The 26407-nt window shown below is 51.0% G+C and carries 21 protein-coding genes; 7 read left to right on the forward strand and 14 right to left on the reverse strand.

Annotation, left to right across the window (positions count from 1 at the left end; all coding sequences use genetic code 11):
- The first annotated feature begins 175 nt into the window (after nucleotides 1-175).
- Entirely contained in the window at nucleotides 176-721 is a 546-nt protein-coding gene (locus J3P35_RS21215; protein WP_210466713.1) for an RNA methyltransferase, read from the forward strand.
- A gap of 94 nt (nucleotides 722-815) precedes the next feature.
- Here J3P35_RS21215 and J3P35_RS21220 read toward each other — a convergent pair whose 3' ends face one another.
- From J3P35_RS21220 to J3P35_RS21245, 6 genes are all read right to left on the reverse strand, one after another.
- A complete protein-coding gene (locus J3P35_RS21220; RefSeq protein ID WP_210466714.1) occupies nucleotides 816-1208 on the reverse strand; it encodes a hypothetical protein in 393 nt (130 codons plus the stop codon).
- A gap of 113 nt (nucleotides 1209-1321) precedes the next feature.
- Nucleotides 1322-1939 carry a tetratricopeptide repeat protein gene (locus tag J3P35_RS21225; protein ID WP_210466715.1) on the reverse strand — a complete coding sequence of 206 codons (618 nt, stop codon included), beginning with the start codon at nucleotides 1937-1939 and terminating at the stop codon, nucleotides 1322-1324.
- Nucleotides 1940-2709: 770 nt separating this feature from the next.
- A complete protein-coding gene (locus J3P35_RS21230; protein WP_210466716.1) occupies nucleotides 2710-6339 on the reverse strand; it encodes an ABC transporter permease/M1 family aminopeptidase in 3630 nt (1209 codons plus the stop codon).
- A 48-nt stretch (nucleotides 6340-6387) separates the two neighbouring features.
- Nucleotides 6388-7302 carry an ABC transporter ATP-binding protein gene (locus tag J3P35_RS21235; protein WP_210466717.1) on the reverse strand — a complete coding sequence of 305 codons (915 nt, stop codon included), beginning with the start codon at nucleotides 7300-7302 and terminating at the stop codon, nucleotides 6388-6390.
- Nucleotides 7303-7549: 247 nt separating this feature from the next.
- Nucleotides 7550-8206: a hypothetical protein gene (locus tag J3P35_RS21240; protein WP_210466718.1), complete on the reverse strand. Its 657-nt coding sequence runs from the start codon at nucleotides 8204-8206 to the stop codon at nucleotides 7550-7552.
- A gap of 397 nt (nucleotides 8207-8603) precedes the next feature.
- The gene (locus J3P35_RS21245; RefSeq protein WP_210466719.1) at nucleotides 8604-11087 is read right to left on the reverse strand and encodes a TonB-dependent receptor; all 2484 of its coding nucleotides are present in this window, start codon (nucleotides 11085-11087) and stop codon (nucleotides 8604-8606) included.
- A 420-nt stretch (nucleotides 11088-11507) separates the two neighbouring features.
- Here J3P35_RS21245 and aspS point away from each other — a divergent pair, with 420 nt between their 5' ends.
- The 6 genes from aspS (at nucleotide 11508) to J3P35_RS21275 (ending at nucleotide 17169) form a co-directional block, all read left to right on the forward strand.
- Nucleotides 11508-13262 (forward strand): aspartate--tRNA ligase, encoded by a 1755-nt coding sequence (aspS, locus tag J3P35_RS21250; protein ID WP_210466720.1) that lies wholly within the window; start codon nucleotides 11508-11510, stop codon nucleotides 13260-13262.
- 458 nt (nucleotides 13263-13720) lie between these two features.
- Nucleotides 13721-14587, forward strand: a complete 867-nt coding sequence (locus J3P35_RS21255) for an alpha/beta fold hydrolase (protein ID WP_210466721.1) — start codon at nucleotides 13721-13723, stop codon at nucleotides 14585-14587.
- A 14-nt stretch (nucleotides 14588-14601) separates the two neighbouring features.
- Complete coding sequence (locus J3P35_RS21260) at nucleotides 14602-15093, forward strand: hypothetical protein (protein ID WP_210466722.1); 492 nt, start codon at nucleotides 14602-14604, stop codon at nucleotides 15091-15093.
- Nucleotides 15094-15096: 3 nt separating this feature from the next.
- Nucleotides 15097-15660 (forward strand): sensor histidine kinase, encoded by a 564-nt coding sequence (locus J3P35_RS21265; RefSeq protein ID WP_210466810.1) that lies wholly within the window; start codon nucleotides 15097-15099, stop codon nucleotides 15658-15660.
- The gene (locus tag J3P35_RS21270; protein WP_210466723.1) at nucleotides 15641-16357 is read left to right on the forward strand and encodes a LytR/AlgR family response regulator transcription factor; all 717 of its coding nucleotides are present in this window, start codon (nucleotides 15641-15643) and stop codon (nucleotides 16355-16357) included. Before J3P35_RS21265 ends, J3P35_RS21270 begins: the two co-directional genes overlap by 20 nt.
- 83 nt (nucleotides 16358-16440) lie before the next feature.
- Nucleotides 16441-17169 carry a DUF2625 domain-containing protein gene (locus tag J3P35_RS21275; RefSeq protein WP_210466724.1) on the forward strand — a complete coding sequence of 243 codons (729 nt, stop codon included), beginning with the start codon at nucleotides 16441-16443 and terminating at the stop codon, nucleotides 17167-17169.
- A gap of 354 nt (nucleotides 17170-17523) precedes the next feature.
- Here the strand turns inward: J3P35_RS21275 and J3P35_RS21280 are convergent, their stop codons facing one another.
- The 8 genes from J3P35_RS21280 to J3P35_RS21315 all read right to left on the reverse strand — a co-directional run bounded on the left by J3P35_RS21280 (nucleotide 17524) and on the right by J3P35_RS21315 (nucleotide 26221).
- On the reverse strand, nucleotides 17524-18900 hold the full coding sequence (locus J3P35_RS21280; protein ID WP_210466725.1) for an NADH-quinone oxidoreductase subunit N: 1377 nt from the start codon (nucleotides 18898-18900) through the stop codon (nucleotides 17524-17526).
- 40 nt (nucleotides 18901-18940) lie between these two features.
- The gene (locus tag J3P35_RS21285) at nucleotides 18941-20389 is read right to left on the reverse strand and encodes a complex I subunit 4 family protein (RefSeq protein ID WP_210466726.1); all 1449 of its coding nucleotides are present in this window, start codon (nucleotides 20387-20389) and stop codon (nucleotides 18941-18943) included.
- An 11-nt stretch (nucleotides 20390-20400) separates the two neighbouring features.
- Nucleotides 20401-22356: an NADH-quinone oxidoreductase subunit L gene (gene nuoL / locus J3P35_RS21290; protein ID WP_210466727.1), complete on the reverse strand. Its 1956-nt coding sequence runs from the start codon at nucleotides 22354-22356 to the stop codon at nucleotides 20401-20403.
- A 59-nt stretch (nucleotides 22357-22415) separates the two neighbouring features.
- Nucleotides 22416-22745 (reverse strand): NADH-quinone oxidoreductase subunit NuoK, encoded by a 330-nt coding sequence (nuoK, locus tag J3P35_RS21295; RefSeq protein ID WP_062543829.1) that lies wholly within the window; start codon nucleotides 22743-22745, stop codon nucleotides 22416-22418.
- 295 nt (nucleotides 22746-23040) lie between these two features.
- On the reverse strand, nucleotides 23041-23556 hold the full coding sequence (locus J3P35_RS21300) for an NADH-quinone oxidoreductase subunit J family protein (RefSeq protein ID WP_062543827.1): 516 nt from the start codon (nucleotides 23554-23556) through the stop codon (nucleotides 23041-23043).
- A 35-nt stretch (nucleotides 23557-23591) separates the two neighbouring features.
- Nucleotides 23592-24053 carry a NuoI/complex I 23 kDa subunit family protein gene (locus J3P35_RS21305; RefSeq protein WP_210466728.1) on the reverse strand — a complete coding sequence of 154 codons (462 nt, stop codon included), beginning with the start codon at nucleotides 24051-24053 and terminating at the stop codon, nucleotides 23592-23594.
- Nucleotides 24054-24161: 108 nt separating this feature from the next.
- A complete protein-coding gene (gene nuoH, locus J3P35_RS21310) occupies nucleotides 24162-25217 on the reverse strand; it encodes an NADH-quinone oxidoreductase subunit NuoH (protein WP_210466729.1) in 1056 nt (351 codons plus the stop codon).
- A complete protein-coding gene (locus J3P35_RS21315) occupies nucleotides 25217-26221 on the reverse strand; it encodes a 2Fe-2S iron-sulfur cluster-binding protein (RefSeq protein ID WP_210466730.1) in 1005 nt (334 codons plus the stop codon). Before J3P35_RS21315 ends, nuoH begins: the two co-directional genes overlap by 1 nt.
- Nucleotides 26222-26407: the final 186 nt, after the last annotated feature.

The following is a 26407-nucleotide window of genomic DNA, read 5'->3' on the forward strand; positions in this document are numbered from 1 at the left end:
TCAGGCCTGATTTTTTTAATAACAACCCTAAAACAGGGTCCTCTTCTCTTTGAGCCTTTCTCCAGAGCACAGGTTTTCAGCCCGATTTTCCTGACACGGGGCAAAAACGTTCCTATGCCCACAATGTGTTACCTTTGCAGGACATTCCGGCCCACGGCCGATTACCTTTTCAACTATGCGTAAACTAAGCATGGAAGATCTCCAGCGCGATTCGGTGGAGGACTTCAAAAATAAGCAAAAAAATCCGTTGGTGTTGGTTCTGGACAACGTGCGCAGCCTGCATAACGTGGGCTCGGCTTTCCGGACCGCCGATGCCTTTGCGGTGGAGAAGATTTATCTGTGCGGCATTACGGGCACGCCGCCCAACAAAGAAATCCACAAAACTGCGCTGGGGGCCACAGAATCGGTGGAATGGATACATGTACCCTCTACCCTGGAGGCGGTGGAAGGCCTGAAAAGCAGCGGTTACCAGGTGTGGGCCGTGGAACAGGCCGAGGGGAGCACCTCGCTGGCAGATTTCCGGCCGTGGGCCGAGGGCAAATACGCGTTTGTTTTCGGGAACGAGGTGTTTGGCGTAGAGGAAGAGGTGATCAGAGCCGCAGATGGCGTGCTGGAGATTCCGCAGTTCGGCACGAAGCACTCTTTGAATATTTCCGTGACCGTAGGTGTAGTTGTATGGGATGTCTTGAGCAAGACCTTGGCCCAGAAACCGCAGTCTTAAGGGAGAATCTCAGGGTAAACCTTACCCCTACTTACATAAAAAGAGAGGCCTGCTCCGGGGGAGCAGGCCTCTCTTTTTATGATCTGGCTGACAGCTAGTTCTTGCCGGCTTTGCTTACTTCTTTCACCATAGACAGGAAATTGCCTTCTGGCTTGGCTTTGAATTCTGTGTAAGCTTCTACCTGGCGGCTGTTGAGCAGTTTGAACAATTCGGTTTCAAAAGTGGTCTCAATTTCTTTCAGGCGGGCATCGCGCATGTCGGCATCGTTGCTGTACATTTTGGCAACCTCAGCGGCTTTCACCAGGCGCTGCTGGTTCAGAACTCTCAGATGCAGGTATTCACTCTCGTTCAGACCTATGGATTGCACCATCAGGCGAGTCACCGAGTTGCAGGTTTTCTCTACGGCTGGGTTAGCAGGGCCAGTCTGGGCCACGGCGTTCATCACCAACACGAATAAAAAGCAAAAAGTAAGTAAAGCGTTTTTCATAATTGTAAGTTTTTTGTTTGATTGTTGTTTTACGATATGGTAGAAAGCAGCACCCTCAAAGGTGTCAGGTAAGGATTCTGGTAAGTAAAGTGCCTTTAAACAGCCGCTAAAGGTCAGCGCTTGGCGGTACGCCGCTGCAATTTGCTTTTTGCCACCTGCAGCGCATAGGTAGCCTCCTGGTGGTCTGGATAATGCGTCAGAAAAAGCGTCAAATCCGTGACAGAGTCCTCTAACTGGTTAAGCTCCAACTTCACAATTCCACGGTTGCACAGCGCCTTTGAGTGCTGGGGGGCAACCGCCACTACTTCATCCAAGTCCCTGATTGCTCCAAAGAAATCATCCAGGTAATACTTGCCTACCGCCCGGCCGTACAAAGCATCGGTAGAGTTTCCATTCATCAGAATGGCGTCAAAGTCTCGCAAGGCCTCTTTGTAGGCACCTATCTCCAGATAAGCGTTTCCCCGGCCCAGCAGATATGTCTGGTTATCTACTTCAGACAGTGTAAGAGCGAAGGTGTAATCTTTGATAGCCCCGTAAACATCCCTGGCCTCCATGCGAGCCGCAGCTCGCTCGCCATAGGCCTGGACATTGCCCGGTTGCTGCTTAATAAGCTGCGTAAGCTCTTTGATTCTAGCTCCAGCCCCGGAAGAAAGCTGAAGATTAAAGGCAGAAGTCTGCAAAGAAGCCATTACCAGAACCAACATGCTCACCACAACCTTTATCCGTTGCATCTTTCCCCTTAAACCTTAAATGAAACCGTAATTTTAACCTGATTTCCCGGTAAGGCTGACAGCTATTTCACTGGATTAAAATACTACAATTCCTTACTAGAATGAGACAAATATAGGGGATCAATTATACGCAAAGCAAGAGTTTATATGAAAAAATATATAAAAAAAGGAACTTTTTTACAAAAACAGCCTCTAAACGATTTAAATGAGGTTTTTGAAGGAAAACTTTTTGTGAAAAATTTTCGATTTCGTACCAGAACTACCCTATACAGCAGTAAAAAAGGCTAAAATCGCAGCGGGAAAATCATATCATTTTTAAGTGCTTATGATTAAACCTTTAAAACTTATGTTTTTCCAATCAAAATCAATTTAAACTTAAGCCAAAAACCTTTGACTCAAACTTTTAACAATACCAATATTTATTTTCATCACACTGAATAGCAGCATCTTAAACAAACAGTTTCATTCCGAACCATTCAAACCTCACCTTCCCAAAAAATTGGATAAATCCAGAAACAATCTAGCTAAAATCGTCTACAGCACTTTACAGCAAGAAGCACCAGTAAACAACCATGAATTTGAGCTAGAAAAGCTCCACTCTTACCCCCTCCAGAGAGGAAGTTTTCTTTCACATGCTAGCCTTCTGCTTTACCAGTATTGCAATTACCTAGTGGCTTGACACTGCTACCGTCAGTTGTTTAGAGCCCCAAAAACGGAAAGGCCCGACTAAACAGCCGGGCCTTTCCAAAAGCATCGTGAAGATTAAGTGGTTATGATTTCACCGTCACCTCTTTGGTGTTGTCATTGGGGTTGCGGTCAATGAGCTTGTTCAGGGGATCCACACCGGCGCGCTCTGGTTTCTCCTTCACGATAACCTCAATCTTGTTCTGGCCGGCCTTGATGCGCTGCTTCTGCAGGTACAGCGGAAAATCCTGCCAGATGCCGGCAATCTTCTTGCGGGTGATCACCGCCACATCCACGTAGTCATTCAGTGGGGCGGGGCTTTCGTTCCCCAGGCTATCGGCGCGGAATTTCTTGGCGTCCACAGTGAGCGAAACTTTATAAGAACCGTCTTTCTGCTTCACCGCAGAGGCCTCGGTGGCTTTGTTTTCGTAGAGGGTAATGTTCTCAAACATATCGTCTACCAGGTATTGCAAAGAATCTGGCGTGGCTTTGCGGATGTAGCTCAAAAACTCCACTGAGTTGGTATACGGCGCCTGCTGGAACGCTACTTTCTGCACGTACTCCTTCAGGGCCGCGTTCAGTTTGTCTTCGCCGATGTAATCCGCCAGGGCGTACATTACCACCGATCCTTTGCGGTAATGGATGTACTGCTGGTTTTCCACCAACGCCAGCGGCAGTTCTTTCTTCCGCTCGCCGGCCCGACCCAGCAGGTAATTGTTCATCTCGTACTTCAGGAACTTCTTCATCCGCTCGGGGCCGTATTCCTTTTTCATGACCATTAAGGCGGAGTACTGGCTCATGGTCTCGGACATGAGCGTGGAGCCCTGCACATCGCCCCCGATGACCTGATGCGCCCACCACTGGTGCGCCACCTCGTGGGCGGTCACGTAGAACGGATAGTCAATGTCCTCGGGGTCTTTGTCATCCACATCGGCAATGAACCCAATGGACTCCGAGAACGGGATGGTGTTGGGGAACGCCTGCGCAAAGGCGCTGTAGCCCGGAAATTCCAAAATGCGGACCTGCCGGTGCTGGTACGGGCTGAAATTGGCGGTGTAGTAATCCAGCGATTTCTTCACGCCCTTGATCATGCGGTCCAGGTTGTACTCGTGGCCTTTCTGGTAATAGACCTCAATGGCCACGTCGTTCCACTTGTCTTTCTTCACCTCGTAGTCAGCGGAAAGGAAGGAGTAGAAGTTCAGGATAGGCGAATCCATCTTATAGTGGAAGTAGCGGCGGCCATTTTTGGTCCACTCCTTCTGCAGGTAACCGGGCGCCAGGGCAATCTGATCGGGCACGGTGCTTACCACGGTTTCAAAATTGATCCAGTCGGCGTCGTTGCTGATGTAGGTGTTCTGGCGGGCTTTCAGGTCATTGACCTTAGCCATGCGCTCCTTCGGCTTCAGGCCGTTTTCCTTGCGGGTATCATCATCGGCTAACTCCAACGCCTCCTGGTACCCGATGTGCGGCAGCAGCTGGCTGTTGATGAAAGTACCGTTGTACACGATGCCAGTGTTGTAGCTGCGCTGCTTGAAGCCTTTGGTCTGGTAGAGCAAATCCATGTTCAGCTTCACGGAGTCGCCGGGCGCCAGCGGCTGGGCCAACCGGAAAATGTGGTAGCCCATGGTCTTATCGAACAGCACCGTTTTGGCCGGACGGGCGAATTCCAGCTGTTTGATCACGGCGTTATCATCCAGCATAATATGCACCGAGTCAATGGCTACGTTGGTCTTGTTTTTGAGCCAGTAATAGCCTTTGAAGTGGAATTCGCGCTCCTTGGGGTACAGGTCGGTCTCCAGGTACACATCTACCACGCGGGGCTGCTGCAGGTGCTGGTATTTCTTGTACGTTTTCTCAAAAGTAGCCTGTAAACGCTCGTTGTCGTCTGCGTCGCGGTACTCGTTCAGGACGTTGGTATTGTAGAAGATGAAGCCGCCGCAAATGATGAACACCGTGGCCGCCCCACCCAAAACCACAAGCGTGGATCTGTTCAGTTGCAGCGCCGCCAGCTTGAAGCGCCCTTTGAGGCGGGCCTCAGTGCCGCGCACCCACAGCAGGTTAGACACCAGCGCCAGGATAATGGCAAACGCGCCCCAGTACACCTTGAACAGCAAAAACGGCCCCACAAAATGCCCGTAGCCGTTCATGGCCGAGTACGGAGCACCCGGATCTGAGCTATAGGAGTACAGCAGGTGCTCAAAGCCCAGCTGCCCCTTGAAGATGTTGGCCAGGTAATACACTACCATGATGAAGTGCCCCAGGTACTTGTTGTTCACCAGCACCTGCACCAGCATGGCCAGCGCGCACATCAAAAGGTAATCCACCAACTGCAGCCCGAACAAGGCTTTCACGTACAGCCCCAGCTCAAAGTTGAAATAGCCCTTCGCTGCCTGAATGATAATGCCACATACCAGCACCACCGCCATCAAAACCACCTGAATACCCATCAGCGCCACTAGTTTGGACGTGAACGGCACCCAGTTGGGAATAGGCAAGGCATCATACAATTGGTTCATGCGGGCATCGCGCTCGCGCCACACCAATTCACCGGAGTAAAATGTGATGATGATGAGCATGAACAGCGCAAACGTACCACCCAGAATCGCGACCACCTCCGAGGTCACCGGATACGTGTTGGTATCATAGATCTTCCCGATCTGCGAAGCGGTAGACAGCAGGAAAATAATTCCCGCCACCACAATGGCAATGAAATAGACGCTGCGCACAATGCCCTTGAACTCCAGCTTGGTCAGCTTCCAGAACTGCCCGAAACTGCGCCCGAATGAGAACTCCTGGCTTACCTTGGGCAAAGAAATCCGCTGCGCGGTGGCGATGATGCCCGGCGCTTCCTCCCGACGGAGTTTTCGCACCTTACCCTCCGAGGCGAAGAAAGAGAAGCTGAACCGCCAGAAACAGATAATCAGCAGCAAAACGGCAAGCCCGTCCCACAGCAAACGATTCCAAAGAATTTGCTGGCTCAAGGGCAGCACCAGCGTGTTCTGTTCAGCGGCCGTCCAGTAGCGGGTGGTCTGGTACACCGCCGAGGCCCCGAACGGGTCCACCAGGTTCGCGAGCAAGTCATTGTCCAGGTCATTGGTGAGGGCACTGGAAACGCCGTACAGCACCAGCACCAGCACGCTCCCAATGTACACCGCCAGCATGTTGCGGGTCAGCGTGCCCAGGGTGAAGAAGATGGCGCCCGTAAGCAGCAAATTAGGGATCACGATGAGCAGGAAAGGCTGCACGTAGGACATGACGTTGAACGGCCCGAACCTGGTCGCCTCCACCGAAGGGAACAGCGGGGCCACCGCCGAGGCGAAGATGTAACCGAACGCAATGCCGGAGAACACCAGCAGCGTCACCAGGAACGATCCCCAGAAACGCCCGCCCAGGTAGCTCCACTTGGAGATAGGCGTGGTGAAGAACAGCGAATGCGTTTTGTGCTCAAAATCACGGTACACGGGGTTACCCATCATGGCCGAGGTCACCAGCACGCCAAACCAGCTCAGGATGGTGATGACCCAGTTTATCTGGTAGGGCGAGTTGGCCTTCACTGAGACACTGCTGCCCCCGCCAATGATCACCGTGCCGCCAAAGACCCCGCTCACGCCAAACACGCACAGCAAAGCCATCAGGAAGAAGAGGAAGAAATAGATATAAGTAGCTGGCCGTTTCAGGCGGTACTTCAGCTCAAAGAGGAATATATTCAGGAACATAGCTTCGTCGCTTTAGGTCTGATTTGTATAAAATAGCCTCAAAACGGCCTATCCGATTACTTCTGCCTCGGGTCTCTGCTGCGGTGCATTCCGGGTCACCCCGCTGATGGTCGCGAAGTACACATCCTCCAGATCGGGCTGCACCGGCTCAAACTCCAGACCGGGGCGGGCATCGGCGTAGACGTGGATGATGGTTTTGCCGGCGAACAGCCTGGACGAGATCACGGCGTGCTCAGCCTGGTGCTGCGCCAGTTCTTCTTTTTTGATGAACTTCCGCCAGATCTGCCCCTGCATCTGCTCAATGGCCTGCAGCGGCTCGCCGGTGGCCAGCACCTCGCCTTTGTTGATGATAGCCATGTTCCGGCACAGGTCGCTCACATCGTCCACAATGTGCGTGGACAGAATCACAATAATGTTCTCCCCGATCTCGCTCAACAGGTTATGGAAACGGTTCCGCTCGGCGGGGTCCAGACCGGCAGTTGGCTCATCCACAATGATGATCTTGGGGTTGCCCAACAAGGCCTGCGCAATCCCGAAGCGCTGTTTCATCCCACCGGAGTAGCCGCCCAGGTTCTTTTTGCGCACTTCGTAGAGGTTGGTCTGCTGCAGCAGCGAGGCCACGGTCTCTTTCCGCTCTTTGCTGTTGTGGATGCCCTTGAGCACCGCAAAATGGTCCAGCAACTCCTCGGCGCTCACCTTGGGGTACACCCCGAATTCCTGCGGCAGATAGCCCAACACCTTCCGCATCTCGTCCTTCTCCCGGAACACATCCAAATCCCCCAGCCTGATGCTGCCGCTGTCCGCCTCCTGCAGCGTGGCGATGGTACGCATGAGCGATGACTTCCCCGCCCCATTGGGTCCCAGCAACCCAAACATGCCGGTGGGGATGGTGAGGTTCACATCTTTCAGCGCCTGCACGCCGTTGGGGTAGGTTTTGGAAAGGTTCTGGATGATGAGTTCCATGGTGTGAAAGGGTTTGGTTAGGTAGAGCGATTGGTTTCTAGAGGATTAGTAGAAAGAAGTTAAGAAAAGTTACAGAGAACCCACCTTTCCATCCTATTTTCTTTCACGCTGTTTAGAGCCCTTTTTACTGAATCGCGCAGAAAACAGGCATAACCAAGTTTCTACCCTGACCTTCGCCAAACAAAAAGCCGATGCCCTTTCTCCGTTGAAGAAAGGGCATCGGCTTTTCTAAGTATTTTGAGTTGCGCTATACGTAGCGCACTTGCTCCTGGAAAGCACCTTTCCAGAAAGCTGATCTACTTTTCTCTACGGCTTGCACCTTCTGGATCATGGGCAGCACCTGCGCATCGCCGGTGGCGTAGGTAAAGGTCAGGTCAAAGGCGTAGTGCATCTCAATGCGGTTCTGGGACGCATCGCAAATCGGGAACATGTTCTCCAGGTCAAAAGTCTCCTGCGCCTCAGGCAGCAAGTTATACTTCTCCAGCACCGATTTGATGATAGCGTTGCATCTGGCTGGTTTAGGGGTTTTCACAATGCTTTGGCACATGATGAATTGACCGTGCAGGAAGTGCAGGCATTGCGTCACCTTCGCTGACCCAATGGAAGAGAAGTAGAAAAGAACTTCGTGGCCCACCACATCCAAGTCTTGATGCACGTGGAATTCGGGTTTGCCCAACAGGCGCCTGGCATCCCGCAGAGAGGCCCCAAAAGCCAAGCCTCTGAAAGTAACCTCCCGCTTGGTATTGGTTTGTACTTGTTTAGGAGCAGACAAAGCGTTACGCAGCCCCGCAACGGTGCGCACATAATTCACCCTATCAAAATAATCCTTTTTAGACAATCCTCCCACATCTAATCTGTTCTTAGATTTTCTCAACGCCAGTGTTTTCCAGACAGAATTAAACATCTTTAATAATTTTTAACAATATAGCCTTAAATGAACTAAATCAGAGTTTACCATTGAATAAGTTCAATTTTGCGCTTTAGCTACTTTATTTCACTTATTCTTAAGCTATTTAAGATGGTTTTCCCAAGCCTCAAAGCACTTCTTTAAACTTTCCAATAAGTTCCTCTTTTATACTAAAACCTTGTCCTCAGTTTTAAGTAGTCTTCAATATAAAAAAGGATATATCCTATTCAGCTTTTCTCAAGATTTAGGGCTCTTATAAAGCTACTTTTCAGGTTCAAACAAGCCTTTTTGGCTTCTCATATTCTCTCATCTGTTTAGCGCCTTTAAACAAAAAAACAGCCCTGAAACGGAAAGTTCCAGGGCTGTTTTGCGGCTGATTTCTGAGGACAAGGGTTTACCCAGCCCGGCGTTTCTCATCTTCGGCGCCACCGGTGCGGCGGCGGGCCGGGGCTACTTGGGTACCGCCAAATCTGTAGGTGAAACTGAGGGTGGCTACACGGGTATCACGGCGTTGGTAGAACTTCTCATAATATCCAGTCAAAGCGGTGGTGGCTCTTATCTTGTTTGAGTAGAAGACATCGGTGACGTTCAGCTTCACGTTAGCCTTTTTGTCTAGGAACTGTTTCTGCACACCCAGGGTCAGGAACCGCACGGGCTGGATGTCCAGGAAAGCGTAGATCTCACGGCTCCGGTAGACCCCAATCAACTCCGCTGACCAGTTCTTGGGCAGCTGGAAAGAGTTGGTGGAGTTGATGGAGAAAGTAGGCCGGCCGTTTCTAAGGTTGGTATTGGCCAGGTTGCCCTGGTAGAGCCCATAGTATGCCTCAATGTTGTTGGCACTGGTGAACCAACGCGCCACAGAAACCGGCACTGAGAAACTGGCCCCGTAGTAGTGGAACTTGGCAAGGTTACGGTCCTGCTGAATTACCACCGGGATCTGGTTTGGATTAGGGTCTGGCACTGGGCGCGGCTCTGGTGACAACACCGAAATGATATTGTCAGTGGTGCGGCTGTAGCTGAGCTTGGTCACGTACTTCTCCTTCAAGGTGTGGGTAAACTCAAAGGCGTACGTGGTTTGCGGCAACAGAAACGGGTTACCCGCCGATTTGGTGCTGGGGTCAATGAAGTACACAAAGGGGTTCAACTGGTTATAGGTAGGCCGGTCAATGCGGCGGCTTACGGAGAGTCCCAGGTCATGCGTCTTGTTCAGCGTGTACCCTAAGAAAGCACTGGGGAAAAGCTGGGTGTAGTTCCGGTCAAAGGAGCGCTCCCCTTCTACCTGGGCGTACTCCGCCACCTGCTCGCCTTTGGCAATGGTGTTCTCTAACCGCAACCCTAACTGCAGGCTGGCTTTAGACCATTTCTTGTTCACGTTCAGGTACGCCGCGTTAATATTCTCGCGGTATATGAAGTGGTTGCTCCGGTTCGTGTCCAAGGTATTGCGGCCTCTGGTGCGGTCATAGAAACGCAGGTCATTGTCGGCGTCTACCAGACTGCTTTTGAGCCCGGCTTCCAGGTTCGCGCCCATGGATTTCAGGGGCTGGGAGTAATCTACCTTCACCGATTTGATGGTGAGTTTCCCGTCCAGATCACCGTACAGGAGAGAGTCCGGCATGGGTTTCTCGGTGTCAAAGTACCGGGTAGTGAAGTCCTGGATATCGTCTGATTGAAAGGCGGCGTAGTCCACATCGGCACTGATTTCTTTGCCGGTGGTGTCTATGGTATGCTTCAGGTTGAAGTTAAGGGCCTGTGAATTCCGGTTGGTCCCACTGATGGCGTTGGTAGTGGTGTATTTATCATACTGCCGGTTGCGGTCAAAGAACTGGGAGGTATTGGCGGTGGCTCGGTTTATATCTAAGAAAACCCCGTTGGCTACCAAACCCACAATAGTTTTGGGGGTCACATTCCAGTCAAATCCCACACGCCCGTTGTGCGAGTTGATCTGGTGCGAGAAATGGTTCTTCTGGTCGTTGATCCCCTGCAGGCTACGGGCTTCGTTTAAGGAGAAGAACTCCCGGTAGATGTCCAGTTTGCTGAAATCCTTGCGGTGCACGTAGTTGTAAGAGCCAAACACGTTTACTTTTCCGGTGCGGTGGTTCAGCTGCAGACCCTGGTTGGACTTGAAGCGTTGTCCCTGCCCGAAGGACGAGGTGATGCTGCCGTTGGTGCCCACGCGGTCATCTTTTTTCAGTTTGATGTCAATGATCCCGGCGTTTCCGGCCGCATCGTATTTCGCCGAGGGGTTGGTGATGAGGTCAATCTTGGCCACCTCATTGGCGTTTAGGCCTCGCAGCATGGTGGCCAGCTCCGTGCCTGACATAGGCACCCGCTTGCCGTTGATCATCACCATCACGCCAGACCGGCCCCGCATGCTGATGTTATCGTTCTGGTCTACCCGCACGCCGGGCGCTTTCTCCAGCACCTCCAGCACGTTACTGCCCGCCGAGGAAATGCTGTTTTCCACGTTGAGCACGGTTTTGTCAAAGTGCTGCTCCACAAAAGGCTTCTGCGCCTCAATCTTCACCTCTTTCAAGGCTACCGCCCGCTCAGCCAAGGAAATTACCCCCAGGTCAGTGTTCTTCTGCAGTTGAATAGCCTCTGAGGTGTACAGGGCGTAGTCATAATGCAGCACCATGAGCTTGTATTTGCCTGCCGGAATGCCGCTGAACAGGAAAGACCCGTCCTGACCGCTCACCTCTACCTTCACCAGCACCTGGCTGGAGTCTTTCACCAACTGCAGGTTAGCGGCCAGCAAAGGCTCGCCTTTGGCGCCTTTCACCACACCTTTCAGGTCAAAGGAGTTTTCCTGCGCCCAAGCCAGCGGGGCGAGGCATAAAAGCCAGAAAGTTACGAGTAGAGTAAATTTCTTAGTGTGCATAAGGTTTGGGTGCGTTTCTCAAAAAATGGCTATTCAGATAGACTGTCTCCGGAAGGAGTCTGCCTTCGTCAACACCTAAGACAAGAGCAATGCCAAATTATTATATTATTGATTTACAATTATTTACAAACACAACATAGCTCTAGCATTGTCCGATCCCGAACAGTAATATTCGATTTTGGACACTTACATTTGCCGACAAAAAATCCCTTAAAAAGTTGGTTAAGGATCTTCTCTCCTCTCTGAAAAGGGAAAGCGGCTTACTGATTATTGCTTTTTTGGTTAAGGGAAGCTTAAAAGAAGACTTGATAGCCTGCCGCCATTTTCCTGGTTAATTCTTGAAAACAGGCCTGAAACGGGTTTCGGCAACTAATGAAACAATCGTTACCTTTGGGGCTTAGTTTCTAAAGAACAGATACAATGCTTCGTTCACACACCTGCGGCGAATTGCGCCTCGAGAATGTTGGTCAGGAAGTGACCCTGACCGGTTGGGTACAGAAATCACGCGACAAAGGCGGCATGCTTTGGGTTGACCTGCGCGACCGTTACGGCATCACGCAGCTGAGCCTGGAGGAAGGTGTTTCTGATGCGCAGGTTCTCACCACTGCCCGTACGCTGGGTCGTGAGTTCGTGGTGAAGGCCACCGGCATCGTCATAGAGCGCGTGTCTAAGAATGACAAAATCGCCACTGGCGACATTGAAATAAAAGTAACCGCGCTGGAGGTGCTAAACCCCGCCAAACTGCCTCCGTTCCTGATTGAGGACGAGACCGACGGCGGTGATGACCTCCGCATGAAGTACCGCTACCTGGACCTGCGCCGCTCGCCGGTGCGCAAGAGCCTGGAACTGCGCCACCGCATGGCCCAGCAAACCCGCTCGTACCTGGATGGCCAAGGCTTTATTGAGGTAGAGACGCCTGTATTGATTAAATCTACCCCCGAAGGTGCCCGCGACTTTGTGGTGCCTAGCCGCATGAACCCCGGTGAGTTCTATGCCTTACCACAATCGCCGCAGACATTTAAGCAGCTGTTGATGGTGTCTGGTTTTGACAAGTACTTCCAGATTGTGAAATGCTTTAGAGACGAGGACCTGCGCGCCGACCGTCAGCCGGAGTTCACCCAGATTGATTGTGAGCTTTCCTTCGTGACCCAGGAAGACATCCTGAACACATTTGAAGGCTTAGTGAAGCACCTGTTCCGCACGGTAAAAGGAATAGAACTGTCCGATTTCCCGCGAATGACCTACGCCGATGCCATGCGCCTCTACGGCTCAGACAAACCGGACACCCGTTTCGGGATGCAGTTTGTGGAGCTGAACGACGTGGTGAAAAACAAAGGCTTCAAAGTATTTGATGACGCCGAACTGGTAGTGGGCATCAATGCCAGCGGCAGCGCCCATTTTACCCGCAAACAATTGGATGAACTCACCGATTTTGTGAAACGTCCGCAGGTAGGGGCTACCGGTCTGGTGTACGCCCGCGTGCAGGAAGACGGCAGCGTGAAATCAAGCGTGGACAAATTCTACTCACCCGAGGATCTGCAGCAATGGGCCCAAGCCTTCAACGCTCAACCCGGCGACTTGCTGTTAATCTTAGCAGGCGGTGCCGATAAAACCCGCAAAGCTCTGAACGAGCTTCGTCTGGAGATGGGCACCCGCCTGGGCATGCGCGACAAAGAGACGTTCTCTACCCTGTGGGTACTGGATTTCCCGCTCCTAGAGTGGGATGAGGAAAGCGGCCGCTACCACGCCATGCACCATCCGTTCACCTCGCCCAAGCCGGAGGACATGGACCTGATTGACACCAACCCCGGTGCCGTGCGCGCCAATGCCTATGACATGGTCATCAATGGCGTGGAAGTAGGCGGCGGGTCTATCCGTATCCATGACCGGGCCGTTCAGTCCCGCATGTTTGACTTACTTGGTTTCACCACTGAGGAAGCACAGGCTCAGTTCGGGTTCCTGTTAGATGCCTTTGAATACGGCGCGCCTCCACACGGTGGTATCGCCTTCGGGTTTGACCGTCTGTGCTCACTCTTCGGTGGCGCCGATTCCATCCGTGACTTCATCGCGTTCCCTAAAAACAACTCGGGCCGTGATGTCATGATTGATGCTCCGTCGCCTATTGCCCAAGCGCAGTTGGATGAACTGCAGATTGACACTCGTTTGAAGGGGTAATTGCTGCTAGTTTATTGCTGATGGCTATAGAAAGCCGGTGAGGTCATGGAGACTTCACCGGCTTTCTTGTTTTAGGGCTATTCGCGGAAAAAGGCCAGAAATGTAGCGTCGTTACACCGTAACGACGTGGTGCTACGCAGCGAAAACATCTCTACTATTTAGAACCTTTCATGGCAGGTGCCTTGTATGGAGGCATTTCTCTTAATAACGCTGCCTTTGTTTCATCGAAACACGTCGTTACGGTGTAACGACGCTACAGTTCTGTTGCAAATCAACCTCCCTATTTGCGGCTTCCTTTTCAAAAAAAGGCTTGAATCTCAATTGATACTTGGCAGCTCCCAATCCTAACGCCGTTCACCCCGGCCTTTTACCGCTCATCATATTTCACTTCTACATCAGGCTTTGAGGTGACACCTTTGTTTCAATCAATCACGGAAACAACTAAACCTTATAAAGCCATGAAAGCAAAAATTACTTCTATCCTTGTTCTATTCTTGTTCCTCGCCATACAGGTGCAGGCTAAAACGCCATCGTTCAAAGTTGTGAAATCGGGCAAAGGACCTGCTATGATTTTGATTCCGGGCTTGAACTCGGCGGGGGAAGTGTGGGACGAGACGGTGGCCCATTACCAGAAAAACTACACCTGCTATGTCTTGACTTTACCTGGTTTCGCGGGGCAGCCAGCCGTGAAAACAGACCATTTCCTGAATTCAGTGCGCGACGAGATTATCGCCTATGTGCAGGAAAACAAGCTGAAAAAGCCGGTACTGGTGGGGCATAGCCTGGGCGGTTACATGGCGTTGGCCCTGAACGTGAAAGCGCCTGAGTTATTCGGGAAGACGGTGGTGGTAGACGGCTTGCCTTTCATTGGGGCTGTTCAGAATCCTACCGCCACGGTAGAAACCATCAAACCGATGGCCGACCAGTTCCGCAAGGCCATGGCAACGCCGAACCCCTCTGCGCAACAACAGCAGGAAGCCAGCTACGGCATCTCCATGGCCACCGACTCGGCGCACATTAAGAAGATTATTGAATGGGGCAGAAAATCTGACTATAACACCACCGGCCAAGCCATGTACGAGATGTACCTCTCTGACCTGCGCCAAGACGTTGCCACTATCAAAGCACCGGTGTTGGTATTGGGTGCCTGGGCCGGATACAAAAATTACGGCGTCACCAAAGACATCACCACCAACATGTATAAAGCACAATTTGCTAAATTGCCTGGCGCCCAAGTGAAAATAGCCGATACCGCCAAGCACTTCATCATGTATGATGAGCCCACCTGGATGTTCGCGCAGATGGACGCTTTCCTGAAGAACTAAACAACCCCTCGTTAATGACCGCCTCACGTCAGCAAAAATGGTATTGGGTCTGCCAAGCAATTGGTTGGACCTGCTACCTGTTTATAGGACTCCTGATGAGTTTCCTGTTCTTCAAAAAGCAAGCGGGCATGTACGCCGTGCAATTTGTGGGCACCGCTATTTTCTTCGGCACCACGCACCTGCAACGGCACTTGAACCGAAAGCATCGCTGGCTGGAGCTTCCGCTGGGCAAAATGGTCTTGCTGGTGCTGGCCTACAATGCGGTGGCGTCAATTACGTGCCAGTTGCTGGTCTGCCTTTTCATGCTGAGCATTGGCATGTTCACATTGAAGGAATTCAGCTTTGGGTATCTGGTCATGTACTCGGCGAACGGGCTGGTGATTCTTAGTTTCTGGTCTACCATCTACTTTGCGTTCCAGGCCATTCAGCGCTGGAAGGAGAAAGAAGTGGAAACCTGGAAGCTGCAACTGTCTTTGAAGGAGGCTGAATTACAAGCCATCCGGTAGCAACTGAACCCGCACTTTCTGTTTAACAGCCTCAACAACATCCGGTCCCTAGTGCTGGTGGACCAGACCAAGGCGCGGGAGATGATTACCCGCCTGTCGGCCATGATGCGCTACGTGATTGGCTACAACCGGAATAATCTGGTGAGCGTGGCTGAGGAACTGGATTTTCTAGATAATTACGTGGCGCTGGAGAAGATTCACTTTGAAGATAAGCTCGATTTCTCCTCGCACATGGAAGCATCGGTTAAGAACGCGGCCATTCCGCCGCTGGGCATTCAGTTGCTGGTGGAGAACGCCATCAAGCACGGCATCGGGACCCAAGCCAGAGGCGGAAAAATTCAGCTGTCTCTGCACCGGCAGAATGGCCACTTACGGGTACAGGTAGAGAATACCGGCATCCTGGATGCATCCTCTGCTTCTAATGGTATTGGCCTGCAACGGCTGCTGGAACGCGTGGCACATTCCTTAGACCAACCCGGCACCTTTGCCCTCACCCAAACAAGCGACAACAGCGTGACCGCCACGCTTACTCTTCCCTGGAAAGACTATGAAAATCTGCATCGTTGAAGACTCCCGGCTGGCCCGCCTGGAACTGAAGCACCTCTTAGCTAAATTCCCTGCCCTGGAACTAGTGGGTGAAGCCGAAAACGCCGAAGAAGGCATTGAATTGATTGAGTCGCTTCGGCCTGATATACTTTTCCTGGACATCCATTTACCCCAGAAAAACGGCTTTGAACTGCTGGAAGCATTGGAGTACACGCCGCAGGTTATCTTCACCACCGCTTACGACCAATACGCCCTCAAAGCCTTCGAACGGAATGCGCTGGATTACCTCATGAAACCCATTGAGGAAAGTCGCCTGCGCCAGGCCGTAGAGAAAGCCATGGCAAAGTACGAGTCAACGAAACCCGCCGCTCCTACTTCCCTGCTGAGGGAAGAAGACCGGGTGTTTGTCAAGGACGGAGAGCGCTGCTGGTTTGTGGCCCTGAAACAGGTACGCATGATGGAGTCTAACGGCAACTACGCTTTCCTGTACTTTGAGAACGAGCGCCCCTGCATTCTCAAGACCCTGAACTACCTGGAAAGCCGCCTGGACCCTAAAGTGTTTTTCCGGGCGAACCGCCAGCAAATCATCAATGTCAATTTCATTGAGCAGATTAATCCATGGTTCAGCGGCAGCATCAAGATTCAGTTAAAAGGCGGTGAAGAAGTGGAAGTCTCGCGCCGGCAGACGCAGGTGTTCAAGGAGCTGATGAGTTTGTAACCCGATCTCATTTCAGGCTTCTTTTCTGAAAAGTAGATCGAAAACACATTCTTGCGTATCTTCCCATTGACCTACCTTCATCTATGAAATATCTTCTGTCTTGCCTCTTCCTTTTTATCTATTTTCTGAGCTACAGTCAGCCTCAGTCCAAAAAACCTTTAAAAGAACTTATTGACCCCAAGGCATCAGGTTGGAGTTCGGTGAAAGGTTGGATAAAAGGGGCCAAAAACAACGTGGAAGTCTTGCCTAAAACCCAAGCCAACGCTAACGCGGCTTTGCTCCAGGCACAGGTAACTACCCGTTCTCCCATGGGTGCTGTGATCTATGAAACAGGCGGCATCCTGATTGACGGTGGCTGGCTTAGGATTCTGGGCTCGGGCTCACCCCGTCTTCCCCGCAGCTTAATGGCTTGGAACAAAGGAAAATCTTACCTGAAAGACGGACAAAAACCTTCCTTTCTCTTAGTAGCCGATGACGTGTTGGGAGGATTCTTCGCGGTAAATTCTGGCGGATTGAGCAAAGAGGAGATTGGGAAGGTTTTCTACATCTCGCCAGACAACCTGCTCTGGGAATCATCTGGGTTGGGCTACTCAGAATTCCTGCAGTTCTGCTTCTCTGGAAACCTAGAGAGCTTTTATGAGGGCATGCGCTGGAAGAACTGGCGGGCAGACGTCCAGAAAATCACCGGAAACCAGGGTATTCATTGTTACCCTTACCTGTGGAGCAAGGAAAGCAAGGGCATTGACCAAGCTAGCCGCAAAGCTATACCCATCCAAGAACTGTGGTCTCTGTATAGTGGCCAAAAGAAATAGAGACGAGACATGCTTTGTCATTAGGACGCATTTCCCTCTTTGGTGAGGAACTTGCTTCTGTGCTCTCCTTATTTGTTATTCACAGAAGTAACTTCCGCACTATAGAAGGGTAGCGTCGTTACCCTGTAACGACGTGGTTCTACGCAGCAATAACATTCCAACCTGTTAAGAACCTTTTTACCAATGTCGCTTTGAATAAAGGTTTGATGTGAGTCATAGGCTTTTGTTCTATGGAGACACGGCGTTACAGGGTAACGACGCTACGATTCAGGTTCGTTTTCCATAAATTAGGCATAAAGCAGAAGAGGCACCCTTGGGTGCCTCTTCTGCTTTATCACAAAAGCCTTTGCTCTCTTAAAGTAAGTTATTGAACAAGCCTGGTACAACGCCCATCAACACGGTCAACACCACCAGCGAAATCAAGGTGAAAGTAGCCAAAGGATCAACGGCGATGCGGGTTCCTTCTGCGTCTCTCATGTACATGGCGATGATGACTCTGAAGTAGTAGTAGATACCCACGGCAGACATCAGCACGGCTACGATAATCAGCCAGACCATGTCTTGCTCCAGAGCAGCCGAGAACAGGAACAGCTTTCCGAAGAAACCACCGGTCAACGGGATACCCGCTAAGGACAGCATGGCAACCGTCATTACGAAGGCAAGCAATGGGTTGGTTTTGCCTAAGCCATTGAAGGCAGAATACTCATCTGAACCCCGCTCATCAGAAACGTACTTCAACACGCCAAAGGCAGCAATGGTCGCTACGGCATACGCCAGCGAGTAGAACAAAATGGCGTTCTCTGAGCGGTCGTTGAAGGAAGTCAAGGCAATCATCAGGTAACCGGCGTGCGAGATACTGGAGTAAGCCAGCATCCGTTTCATGCTGTTCTGCGCCACGGCCCCAATGTTACCAATCAACAAGGTTAGAACGGTGATGGCTACTACGGTTGGGAACCACTGGTCGTACACCCCTCCAAAGGCCGCCGACATCAGTTTGTAGAAAGCGGCAATACCTGCTGTCTTCACTACGGTAGACATGTAGCTGGTGAAAACGGTTGGCGTTCCTTCGTACACGTCTGGGGTCCAGAAGTGGAAAGGCGCGGCGCCTATTTTGAAGGTAACGCCTATCAGCACCAGCAATAAACCCATTAAGAGCAACGGAGATGTGGCTGGGTCCATATTGGTCGCAGCAGCGGCAATGTCGGTTAGGTAGAAGGCACCGGTAGCTCCGTACAACAAAGCAATCCCGAACAGGATAATCCCGGTGAAGAACGAACCCATCAGGAAATACTTCATGGAAGCCTCGTTAGATAGGATGTTGCGCTTGTCAGAACCAGCAATGATGTACATGCTGATGGACATAATCTCGATGCCCACAAAAAGAATCAGCAGGTTTTCATAGGACACCATCATGATGCCGCCCACCAAAGAGAACAGCAACAAAGAGTAATATTCCGCCAGGTTAGAGTTCTCAGCAACCACGTAGCTGCGGGAGAACGGCAGAATGAACAAGGTAGACACCACCATCACCGCAGTAAAGCCCACAGAGAAGTTGTCGGTGGAAAGCATGTTGCTGAAATAGCTTTGCGGCTGGTTCCAGTCAAACATGGTCGCGCCCAGAGATACCGCCAAAAACAGCAGCACCGCAGGCATGAGCGCCTTTTTAGATTTCATGAACCCCACGAAGAGGTTCAGGATACCGAATATGGAGAGTAGAATGATTGAGGTCATGAGCAGGTAATTTCTCCTGGGTTTTAAAAAAGCGTCAGGGTTAGCGTTTAATCACGTCCAGTAGTTTCAGAACGGCGGGCTCAGAAATCATTAAGAACGTGTTCGGGTGCAAGCCAATCCAGAACACCATTACTACCAACGGTACCAATACGGCTTTCTCGTTAAAGGTCAAATCGGTGAAGCCTTGGGTGATTTCGTTCTTTTCGCCAAACATCACGCGCTGGAACATGCGCAACATGTACACGGCTCCCAAGATGATGGTCAAGCCGGCAACGGCACCCATCCAGGCATTGTATTGATACACGCCCATCAACAGGAGGAACTCGCCCACAAACCCATTGGTCAACGGAAGCGCAACAGTACCTAACAACAGCACTAGGAACGTCACCGACAAGAACGGCGTATTCTGCGTGATACCACCCATGGCAGCAATCTCGCGGGTACCGGTGCGGCTCTGGATAATGTCAATGATGAAGAACATTCCCACTACGTTCACACCGTGGCTCAGCATCTGAATCATGGTGCCCTGCAAGCCGTGGTGGTTCAAAGTGAACAAACCAGCGGCAATCAGGCCTACGTGCGAGATAGAAGAGAACGCCACCAGACGTTTCATGTCCTGCTGACGAATGGCGATGATAGCTCCGTAGATAATCCCGATGATGGCTAGTACCAACACCACGTTCGCCCATTGGCTAACACCCAACGGAACTACTGGCAATAACCAACGCAAGGCGCCGTAAATACCCATCTTCAGCATGATACCAGACAAAAGCATGGTACCGGCGGCCGGAGCTGTGGTGTAGGTATCAGGCTGCCAGGTATGGAACGGGAACACCGGCATTTTAATAGCAAAGGCAATGAACAGGAACCAGAACAACCAGCTTTGGGTACCGGCATCCAGCACTAATTGGTAGAAGGCAACTTCCTCAGAGCTGTGCGTGCCCGGCGTCTGAAAATACAGATACACAAAGGCAGCCAGCATGAACAAAGACCCGAAAACGGTGTAGATAAAGAACTTGAACGTCACGCGCACGCGGTTCTCCCCGCCCCACATACCAGCGATGAAGTAGATAGGAATAAGCGCTACCTCCCAGAAGAAGTAGAACACAAACGCATCTAAGGCGGTGAATACGCCCAGCAAACCTGTTTGCATGAACAGGATGAGCGCGTAGAAAGAAGAAGGCTTCTCGTAAGTATGCTTGGCGGTAGACAGGATAATCAATGGAACCAGGAACACGGTTAACAATACCATGAGTAAGCTAATGCCGTCAATGCCTACTTTGAACATGATGCCGGCATTGGCAATCCAGGGTTCATTCAGCAGGAATTGGGTACTTCCGTTCGGAACGAAGTTAATCCAGGCCCAAATGCCTAGCACCAGTTCCACCAAGGCAGCTCCGAAAGCAACTTTGCGGGCTCCTTGTCCTTTTACCAACAGTACCAGCAGTGCGGCCAACGCGGGCCATAAGATTATTAAAGCGGTTAACATGTTTGGCAATATCAGTTAATAAAGTTCAGCAATAAGATTAACGCGATGCCCAGCACCATCAGGAGCAGATAAGAACCGGTGGCTCCGCTTTGCACATAGCGCAATGAGCGACCGCCGCCTAACGTGGCTTTCCCGAATCCGTTTACAATGGGGTCAATGATGCCTTTCTCCACGAAGCGGTACAGCCCCGTAGACAAGCCCATCACTGGTTTCACAAACAGCCCGTTGTAGAATTCATCCACGTAGTATTTGTTGTACACCAATTTGTGCAACGGAGACAAAGCAGCTCCTTCCTCGGCAGGAACCGTTCTTTTCTTCCCGTAGATGAAGTACGCCAGGATAATAGCAACTACTGCCACCCCTACGGATACCGCCATCAGCATGTATTCCGTCGAGTGGGATAGGTGATGCGCTTCAAACGCGCTTGGTACGGCTCTTCTAGCCAGTTCATACACCGGCGACAGGAAGTTCCCCAGCATGTGGTTTTCGCTGAAAACAGGCGGTAAACCCATGAACCCACCAATGGTGGAAAGAATAGCCAGGATAATCAACGGAATGGTCATCACCGCAGGGGACTCGTGCAGGTGATGACGCTGCTCCTCAGTGCCCCGGAAGTTTCCGTAGAACGCCAGGTACAACAGACGGAACATGTAGAAAGCCGTCATGAACGAAGTCAAAAGACCGAAAGCCCACATCACTTTGCTATGCACAAACACGTGCGCCAGCAACTCGTCTTTAGAGAAGAAACCGGCAAACGGCGGAATACCAGAAATAGCCAATGTTCCAATTAAGAAGGTGATAAACGTAACAGGCAAAGCTTTCTTCAGTCCGCCCATTTTACGCAAATCCTGCTCGCCGCTCATGGCGTGAATCACGCTACCCGCACCCAAGAACAATAATGCTTTGAAGAACGCGTGCGTTAATACGTGGAACAGCGAAGAAGAATACGCCATCACGCCTAGCGCCAGGAACATATAGCCTAACTGACTCACCGTAGAGTAAGCCAATACTTTTTTGATGTCGTTTTGGAAAAGTCCAATGGTAGCGGCAAATAATGCCGTAGCTAAACCAATGATGGCCACAATCTCCAAAGTGTCTGGTGCCAGCGTGTACAACACATTTGAACGGATGACCATGTAAATACCGGCGGTCACCATGGTAGCCGCGTGAATCAAAGCGGAAACCGGAGTTGGACCCGCCATCGCGTCTGGTAACCAGGTGTAGAGCGGTAACTGCGCCGATTTACCCATAGCGCCCACAAACAGCAATAAGGTGATGGCAACTACTACACCGTCGTTCACCTCGCTCAATTGAGAAGCCTGGTTGAACACCTCGCCGTAGACTACACTACCGTAGGTCTGGAAAATCAGGAAAATACCCAGCAGGAAGCCTAAGTCACCGATGCGGTTGATGATAAAAGCTTTTTTAGCGGCGTTGTTATAAGGTGTGACCTTGTTCCAGAACCCGATGAGCAGGTACGAGCAAAGCCCCACGCCTTCCCAACCCACGAACATCATCACGTAGTTAGACCCCATCACCAGCAGGAGCATGGAGAACACGAACAGGTTCAGGAAGGAGAAGAATTTACCGAAGTTCTCGTCATGGCTCATGTAGCCTGCCGAGTAAATATGAATTACAGAACCTACACCCGTTACCAACAGCAGCATGATGAGCGATAGTTGGTCAATCTGGAAGGAGAACGGAATGCGCAGGGCACCCACGTGAATCCAGTTAAAGATATCGGTGGTGTACGGACGGTTGCCGTAGCCTTCAAACCCGAAGAACAGGTACAGTGACAGCAGGAATGAACCGATAACGGTGGCACAACCCACCAGTCCCGCCAGCCCTTTCGGCAATTTCCGGTTACCCAACCCGTTAATCAGAAACCCGATTAGCGGCAGGAGCGGAATCAGCAAACACACCCAGGTCATCTCAGCGTTGTTTGCCGGCAAAATAAATTCTTGCATTTGTTAAAACGTAAATGGAACGGTATTCTTTAGAGATTCAGTAGAGCAGGAAACCCGCCTTACCATTTCAATTTGTTCAGGATGTTGATGTCTGTGGAGCGCACGTTCCGGTAAATCATCACAATAATGGCCAAGCCCACGGCCACCTCGGCAGCAGCCACCGCCATGATGAAGAACACGAAAATCTGCCCGTTGGGGTCTGAGCGATAAGACGAGAAAGCCGTCAGCAACAGGTTCACCGAGTTGAGCATCAGCTCAATGCACATAAAGATGATGATGGCGTTGCGGCGGGTGAGAACCCCAATAATCCCGATACAGAAAAGAGCGGTGCTGAAATACAGGTAATAGTTCAGCGGGATGGTCCTTATGACCTCAGGAATATCATTCATGATAAATACGTTGGTGAAATAAGCGTTGGACGCGCTTGACAACAGTGCCCAAAGTTATTCCCATTTTTTGGTAAAACCATATGAAAAGCCACCCTCTACCAGGCAGCCTGTACTCTTCTTTTGGCGTTTCAGGGCTATTTTAGAGAAAATGCCTCTTAAACGGTTAACTTCCTGCCACAGCTGCAATCCTGTTTTCGGCCGGTTTTCAGAAAATCAGCCTTGAAATAGCTTGCAGCCATGGCAATAAAAAAGGACAACGTGGATAGCTGTCCTTTTTCAGCCTCTTGCAAGAGACTTAGAATCTATTTTGCTCACCCGGCTCGCGCTTGCCCAGCATCACGGCGCCGGCCATAGCCGCCAGGAACAACACCGATGCCAACTCAAACGGCAACAGGTAATCTCTGAAAAGCACTTTCCCCAGGTTCTCCACCATTCCAATCTGCGAGTCAAACACAGCAGTAGCTTTCATTTGGGTGTCTACGTCTTTCAAAGCGGCAATCATTACCACAAACAAGATACCACCGGCAATGGCCGCGGCAATCTTGCTCAGCAAAGGCTTGTGCTGCTCGGTGTCTTCGCGCATGTTCAGGAACATAATCACGAAGAGGAACAACACCATGATGGCGCCCATGTACACAATGAAGTTTACCGCCGCCAGAAACTGGGCATTCAACAGAATGTAGTGTCCGGTTAAGGCGAAGAACGTCAGAATCATGAACAGAACGCTGTACACCGGGTTTTTAGAGGCAACTACCCCAATGGCCGCGAACAGCGTTAAGAAAGTGAGAAAGTAAAAGAAATTACCCGTCATAATGGTTTAGGATGATGTGCGCTTGCTGCGGAGAATTATTGGTTTTGAATAGGCATGGGCTCTACCAGACGGTCTTTGCCGTAGATGAACTCATCGCGCTCGTAACGGGCCGGAGCCACTTTGTCGTTCTGCAGGAAGATGGCCGCCTTAGGGCAAGCTTCTTCGCACAGGCCGCAGAAAATGCAACGCAACATGTTAATCTCGTAGCTAATCGCATATTTCTCCTCGCGGTACAGATGCTCCTCGCCCCGCTTGCGCTCACCGGCTACCATGGTAATGGCCTCAGCCGGACACGCCACGGCACACAGACCACAGGCCGTGCAACGCTCTCTACCTTTCTCGTCACGCTTTAACACGTGCAAACCACGCCACACCGCACTCATCGGGCGGGTTTCTTCTGGGTATTTAATGGTCGCCTTCTTCTTGAAGAAGTGACGCATGGTGATAGACAAACCCTGGAAAATTGCCGGAAGATACATTCTCTCGGAAAAATTCATGGGTTTCTTCTCCAGCTTTTTCGCTCTATTACTAAGTGATTGCATGTCTCTTATACTCTTTAAAAGATGGGCAGAGGAGCGTACACTCCTCTCCTACTCATAGGGTGCTTAGAACAACTCTGCTTTTAACAGAATGGCTCCGCCGGTGATAATCACGTTGGCGATGGACAACGGAATCAAGATTTTCCAGCCCAGGTTCATCAACTGGTCATAGCGGAAACGCGGCAAGGTCCAGCGTACCCACATGAAGAAGAAGATGAAGAAGAAGATTTTAGCGAACAACACTACCGTTCCCAGGATGGTCACCAAGTTGTGCGGCAAACCTAATTGGTTCATGAACGGGAAGTTGTACCCGCCAAAGTAAAGGGTTGCCATTACCGCCGAGGCTACGAAGATGTTCACGTACTCTGCGAACAGGTACAAGCCCATACCCATGGAGCTATACTCGGTGTGGTACCCACCTACCAGCTCTGTCTCGCACTCAGGTAAGTCAAAAGGAACGCGGTTGGTCTCGGCGAAGGCACAGATGATGAAAATCAAAAAGCCTACCGGCTGATAGAAGATGTTCCAGTTCAACCCAGACACCCCAAACAGCTCCTGTCCTTGTTGCGCGGCAATGTCACGCATAGAAAGCGTACCGGTTACCAGCAACAAGGCAATGATAGACATACCCATGGCCAGCTCGTAACTGATGTTCTGGGAAGCCGCCCGAATAGCACCTAACAAGGAGAACTTGTTGTTGGAAGCCCAGCCCCCAATCATGATGCCGTACACGCCCAAAGCCACAATCCCGAACACGTACAGAATCCCGATGTTCACCTCAATGGCCTGTAAGTGAATAGCTTCGCCGCCAATGATTAAGGTACCGCCAAACGGAATTACCGCGCTGGACATACAGGCCGTTAACATGGCCAGAGATGGACCGGCAATGAACAAAAACTTGTTTGCGTTAGCCGGTACAAACTCCTCTTTGAAGAAGAGCTTCACGGCATCTGCCAATGGCTGCGCCAAACCAAACGGACCGGCACGGTTAGGGCCTACACGGTCCTGAATGAAGGCTGCCACTTTCCGTTCAGCGTAGGTGGAGTAAGTGGCAATCAGCAACGTAATACCGAAAACGGCAAAGATGATGAGCCCTTTGATTAATAATAAGGATAGCTCCATTATACTTGTCTTCCTAGGTTAAAAGGAGTGGATTGTAAGTCTTCTTCGGTGGATCCTGGTAAGTTCGGAATCACGTCTACGTTCAGCACCGGTAACTCATAATGGTTAGCAGAAATCACCGAAGTGCGGGCAATCTTGCGCGGTCCTTCAATGGTCCAGTCGTTCGGGTCTTTCTTGTCGAAGCGGCAGGTGTTACAGATGAACTCCTGCACCTCGTTGTACTCGTCTTTGCGGGCCGTTACGCGCAACACATCGTTACCACGCATCCACAACACTACTTTACCGGAGCAAGTAGGGCAATCGCGGTGCGCATCTACCGGTTTGGTGAACCACACCCGGTTTTTGAAACGGAAGGTTTTATCAGTCAAGGCTCCTACCGGACACACATCAATGACGTTCCCAGAGAACTCGTTATCAATGATGTTTTCAACGTAGGTTCCAATCTCCGCAGCATCGCCACGGCCTAACACACCATGCACACGCTTCTCGGTTAACTGGTCGGCGGTGTACACGCAGCGGTAGCATAAGATGCAACGCGTCATGTGCAGTTGCACCAACGGACCGATGTCAATTTTGTCAAAAGTACGGCGCTCTTCTTCGTAACGGGTACCGGACGTTCCGTGCTCGTAGGCGAAGTTCTGCAAATCACACTCCCCGGCCTGGTCGCAGATAGGGCAATCCAGTGGGTGGTTGATTAACAGCATCTCCACCACTCCTTTGCGGGCAGCTAGTACATCTGGGTTAGTCGTGTTTTCCACCACCATGCCGTCTTGTACCGGAGTGATACAGCTCGCTACCAATTTAGGCATCGGGCGCGGGTCTTTCGCAGAACCGGCTGCCACTTTCACCATACAGGCGCGGCATTTCCCGCCGGTTCCTTTTAAAGGGGTATAGTAGCACATGGCTGGGGGCACCACCTCGCCGCCGATTTTACGGGCTGCGTTGAGGATGGTAGTTCCTTCCTCTACCTCCACCTCTATGCCATCAAACGTTATTTTTACCATGTTAAATTTATTGTTGATTGCTGGTTGTCAATTGTTCTTGACACACAGCAACAGGCTATTTATATGTATTTCTGCTTAGGGCCTCTTTTCAGAAAAACGGCCTCTAAACGGCAATTGATTTTAGCTTTTAGTAAGAACCAGCTTCACGCATTTCGTCCCCCTTTGAAGGGGGTAGGGGGATGATTA

The sequence above is a fragment of the Rufibacter roseolus genome, from assembly GCF_017916365.1.
Classification (GTDB): Bacteria; Bacteroidota; Bacteroidia; order Cytophagales; family Hymenobacteraceae; genus Nibribacter; species Nibribacter roseolus.

What these genes read in the sequence shown, in the direction of transcription:
- J3P35_RS21215 (WP_210466713.1), top strand. Translation starts at nt 176, where the DNA reads ATGCGTAAACTAAGCATGGAAGATCTCCAGCGCGATTCGGTGGAGGAC.
- J3P35_RS21220 (WP_210466714.1), bottom strand. Translation starts at nt 1,208, where the DNA reads ATGAAAAACGCTTTACTTACTTTTTGCTTTTTATTCGTGTTGGTGATG.
- J3P35_RS21225 (WP_210466715.1), bottom strand. Translation starts at nt 1,939, where the DNA reads ATGCAACGGATAAAGGTTGTGGTGAGCATGTTGGTTCTGGTAATGGCT.
- J3P35_RS21230 (WP_210466716.1), bottom strand. Translation starts at nt 6,339, where the DNA reads ATGTTCCTGAATATATTCCTCTTTGAGCTGAAGTACCGCCTGAAACGG.
- J3P35_RS21235 (WP_210466717.1), bottom strand. Translation starts at nt 7,302, where the DNA reads ATGGAACTCATCATCCAGAACCTTTCCAAAACCTACCCCAACGGCGTG.
- J3P35_RS21240 (WP_210466718.1), bottom strand. Translation starts at nt 8,206, where the DNA reads ATGTTTAATTCTGTCTGGAAAACACTGGCGTTGAGAAAATCTAAGAAC.
- J3P35_RS21245 (WP_210466719.1), bottom strand. Translation starts at nt 11,087, where the DNA reads ATGCACACTAAGAAATTTACTCTACTCGTAACTTTCTGGCTTTTATGC.
- aspS (WP_210466720.1), top strand. Translation starts at nt 11,508, where the DNA reads ATGCTTCGTTCACACACCTGCGGCGAATTGCGCCTCGAGAATGTTGGT.
- J3P35_RS21255 (WP_210466721.1), top strand. Translation starts at nt 13,721, where the DNA reads ATGAAAGCAAAAATTACTTCTATCCTTGTTCTATTCTTGTTCCTCGCC.
- J3P35_RS21260 (WP_210466722.1), top strand. Translation starts at nt 14,602, where the DNA reads ATGACCGCCTCACGTCAGCAAAAATGGTATTGGGTCTGCCAAGCAATT.
- J3P35_RS21270 (WP_210466723.1), top strand. Translation starts at nt 15,641, where the DNA reads ATGAAAATCTGCATCGTTGAAGACTCCCGGCTGGCCCGCCTGGAACTG.
- J3P35_RS21275 (WP_210466724.1), top strand. Translation starts at nt 16,441, where the DNA reads ATGAAATATCTTCTGTCTTGCCTCTTCCTTTTTATCTATTTTCTGAGC.
- J3P35_RS21280 (WP_210466725.1), bottom strand. Translation starts at nt 18,900, where the DNA reads ATGACCTCAATCATTCTACTCTCCATATTCGGTATCCTGAACCTCTTC.
- J3P35_RS21285 (WP_210466726.1), bottom strand. Translation starts at nt 20,389, where the DNA reads ATGTTAACCGCTTTAATAATCTTATGGCCCGCGTTGGCCGCACTGCTG.
- nuoL (WP_210466727.1), bottom strand. Translation starts at nt 22,356, where the DNA reads ATGCAAGAATTTATTTTGCCGGCAAACAACGCTGAGATGACCTGGGTG.
- nuoK (WP_062543829.1), bottom strand. Translation starts at nt 22,745, where the DNA reads ATGAATGATATTCCTGAGGTCATAAGGACCATCCCGCTGAACTATTAC.
- J3P35_RS21300 (WP_062543827.1), bottom strand. Translation starts at nt 23,556, where the DNA reads ATGACGGGTAATTTCTTTTACTTTCTCACTTTCTTAACGCTGTTCGCG.
- J3P35_RS21305 (WP_210466728.1), bottom strand. Translation starts at nt 24,053, where the DNA reads ATGAATTTTTCCGAGAGAATGTATCTTCCGGCAATTTTCCAGGGTTTG.
- nuoH (WP_210466729.1), bottom strand. Translation starts at nt 25,217, where the DNA reads ATGGAGCTATCCTTATTATTAATCAAAGGGCTCATCATCTTTGCCGTT.
- J3P35_RS21315 (WP_210466730.1), bottom strand. Translation starts at nt 26,221, where the DNA reads ATGGTAAAAATAACGTTTGATGGCATAGAGGTGGAGGTAGAGGAAGGA.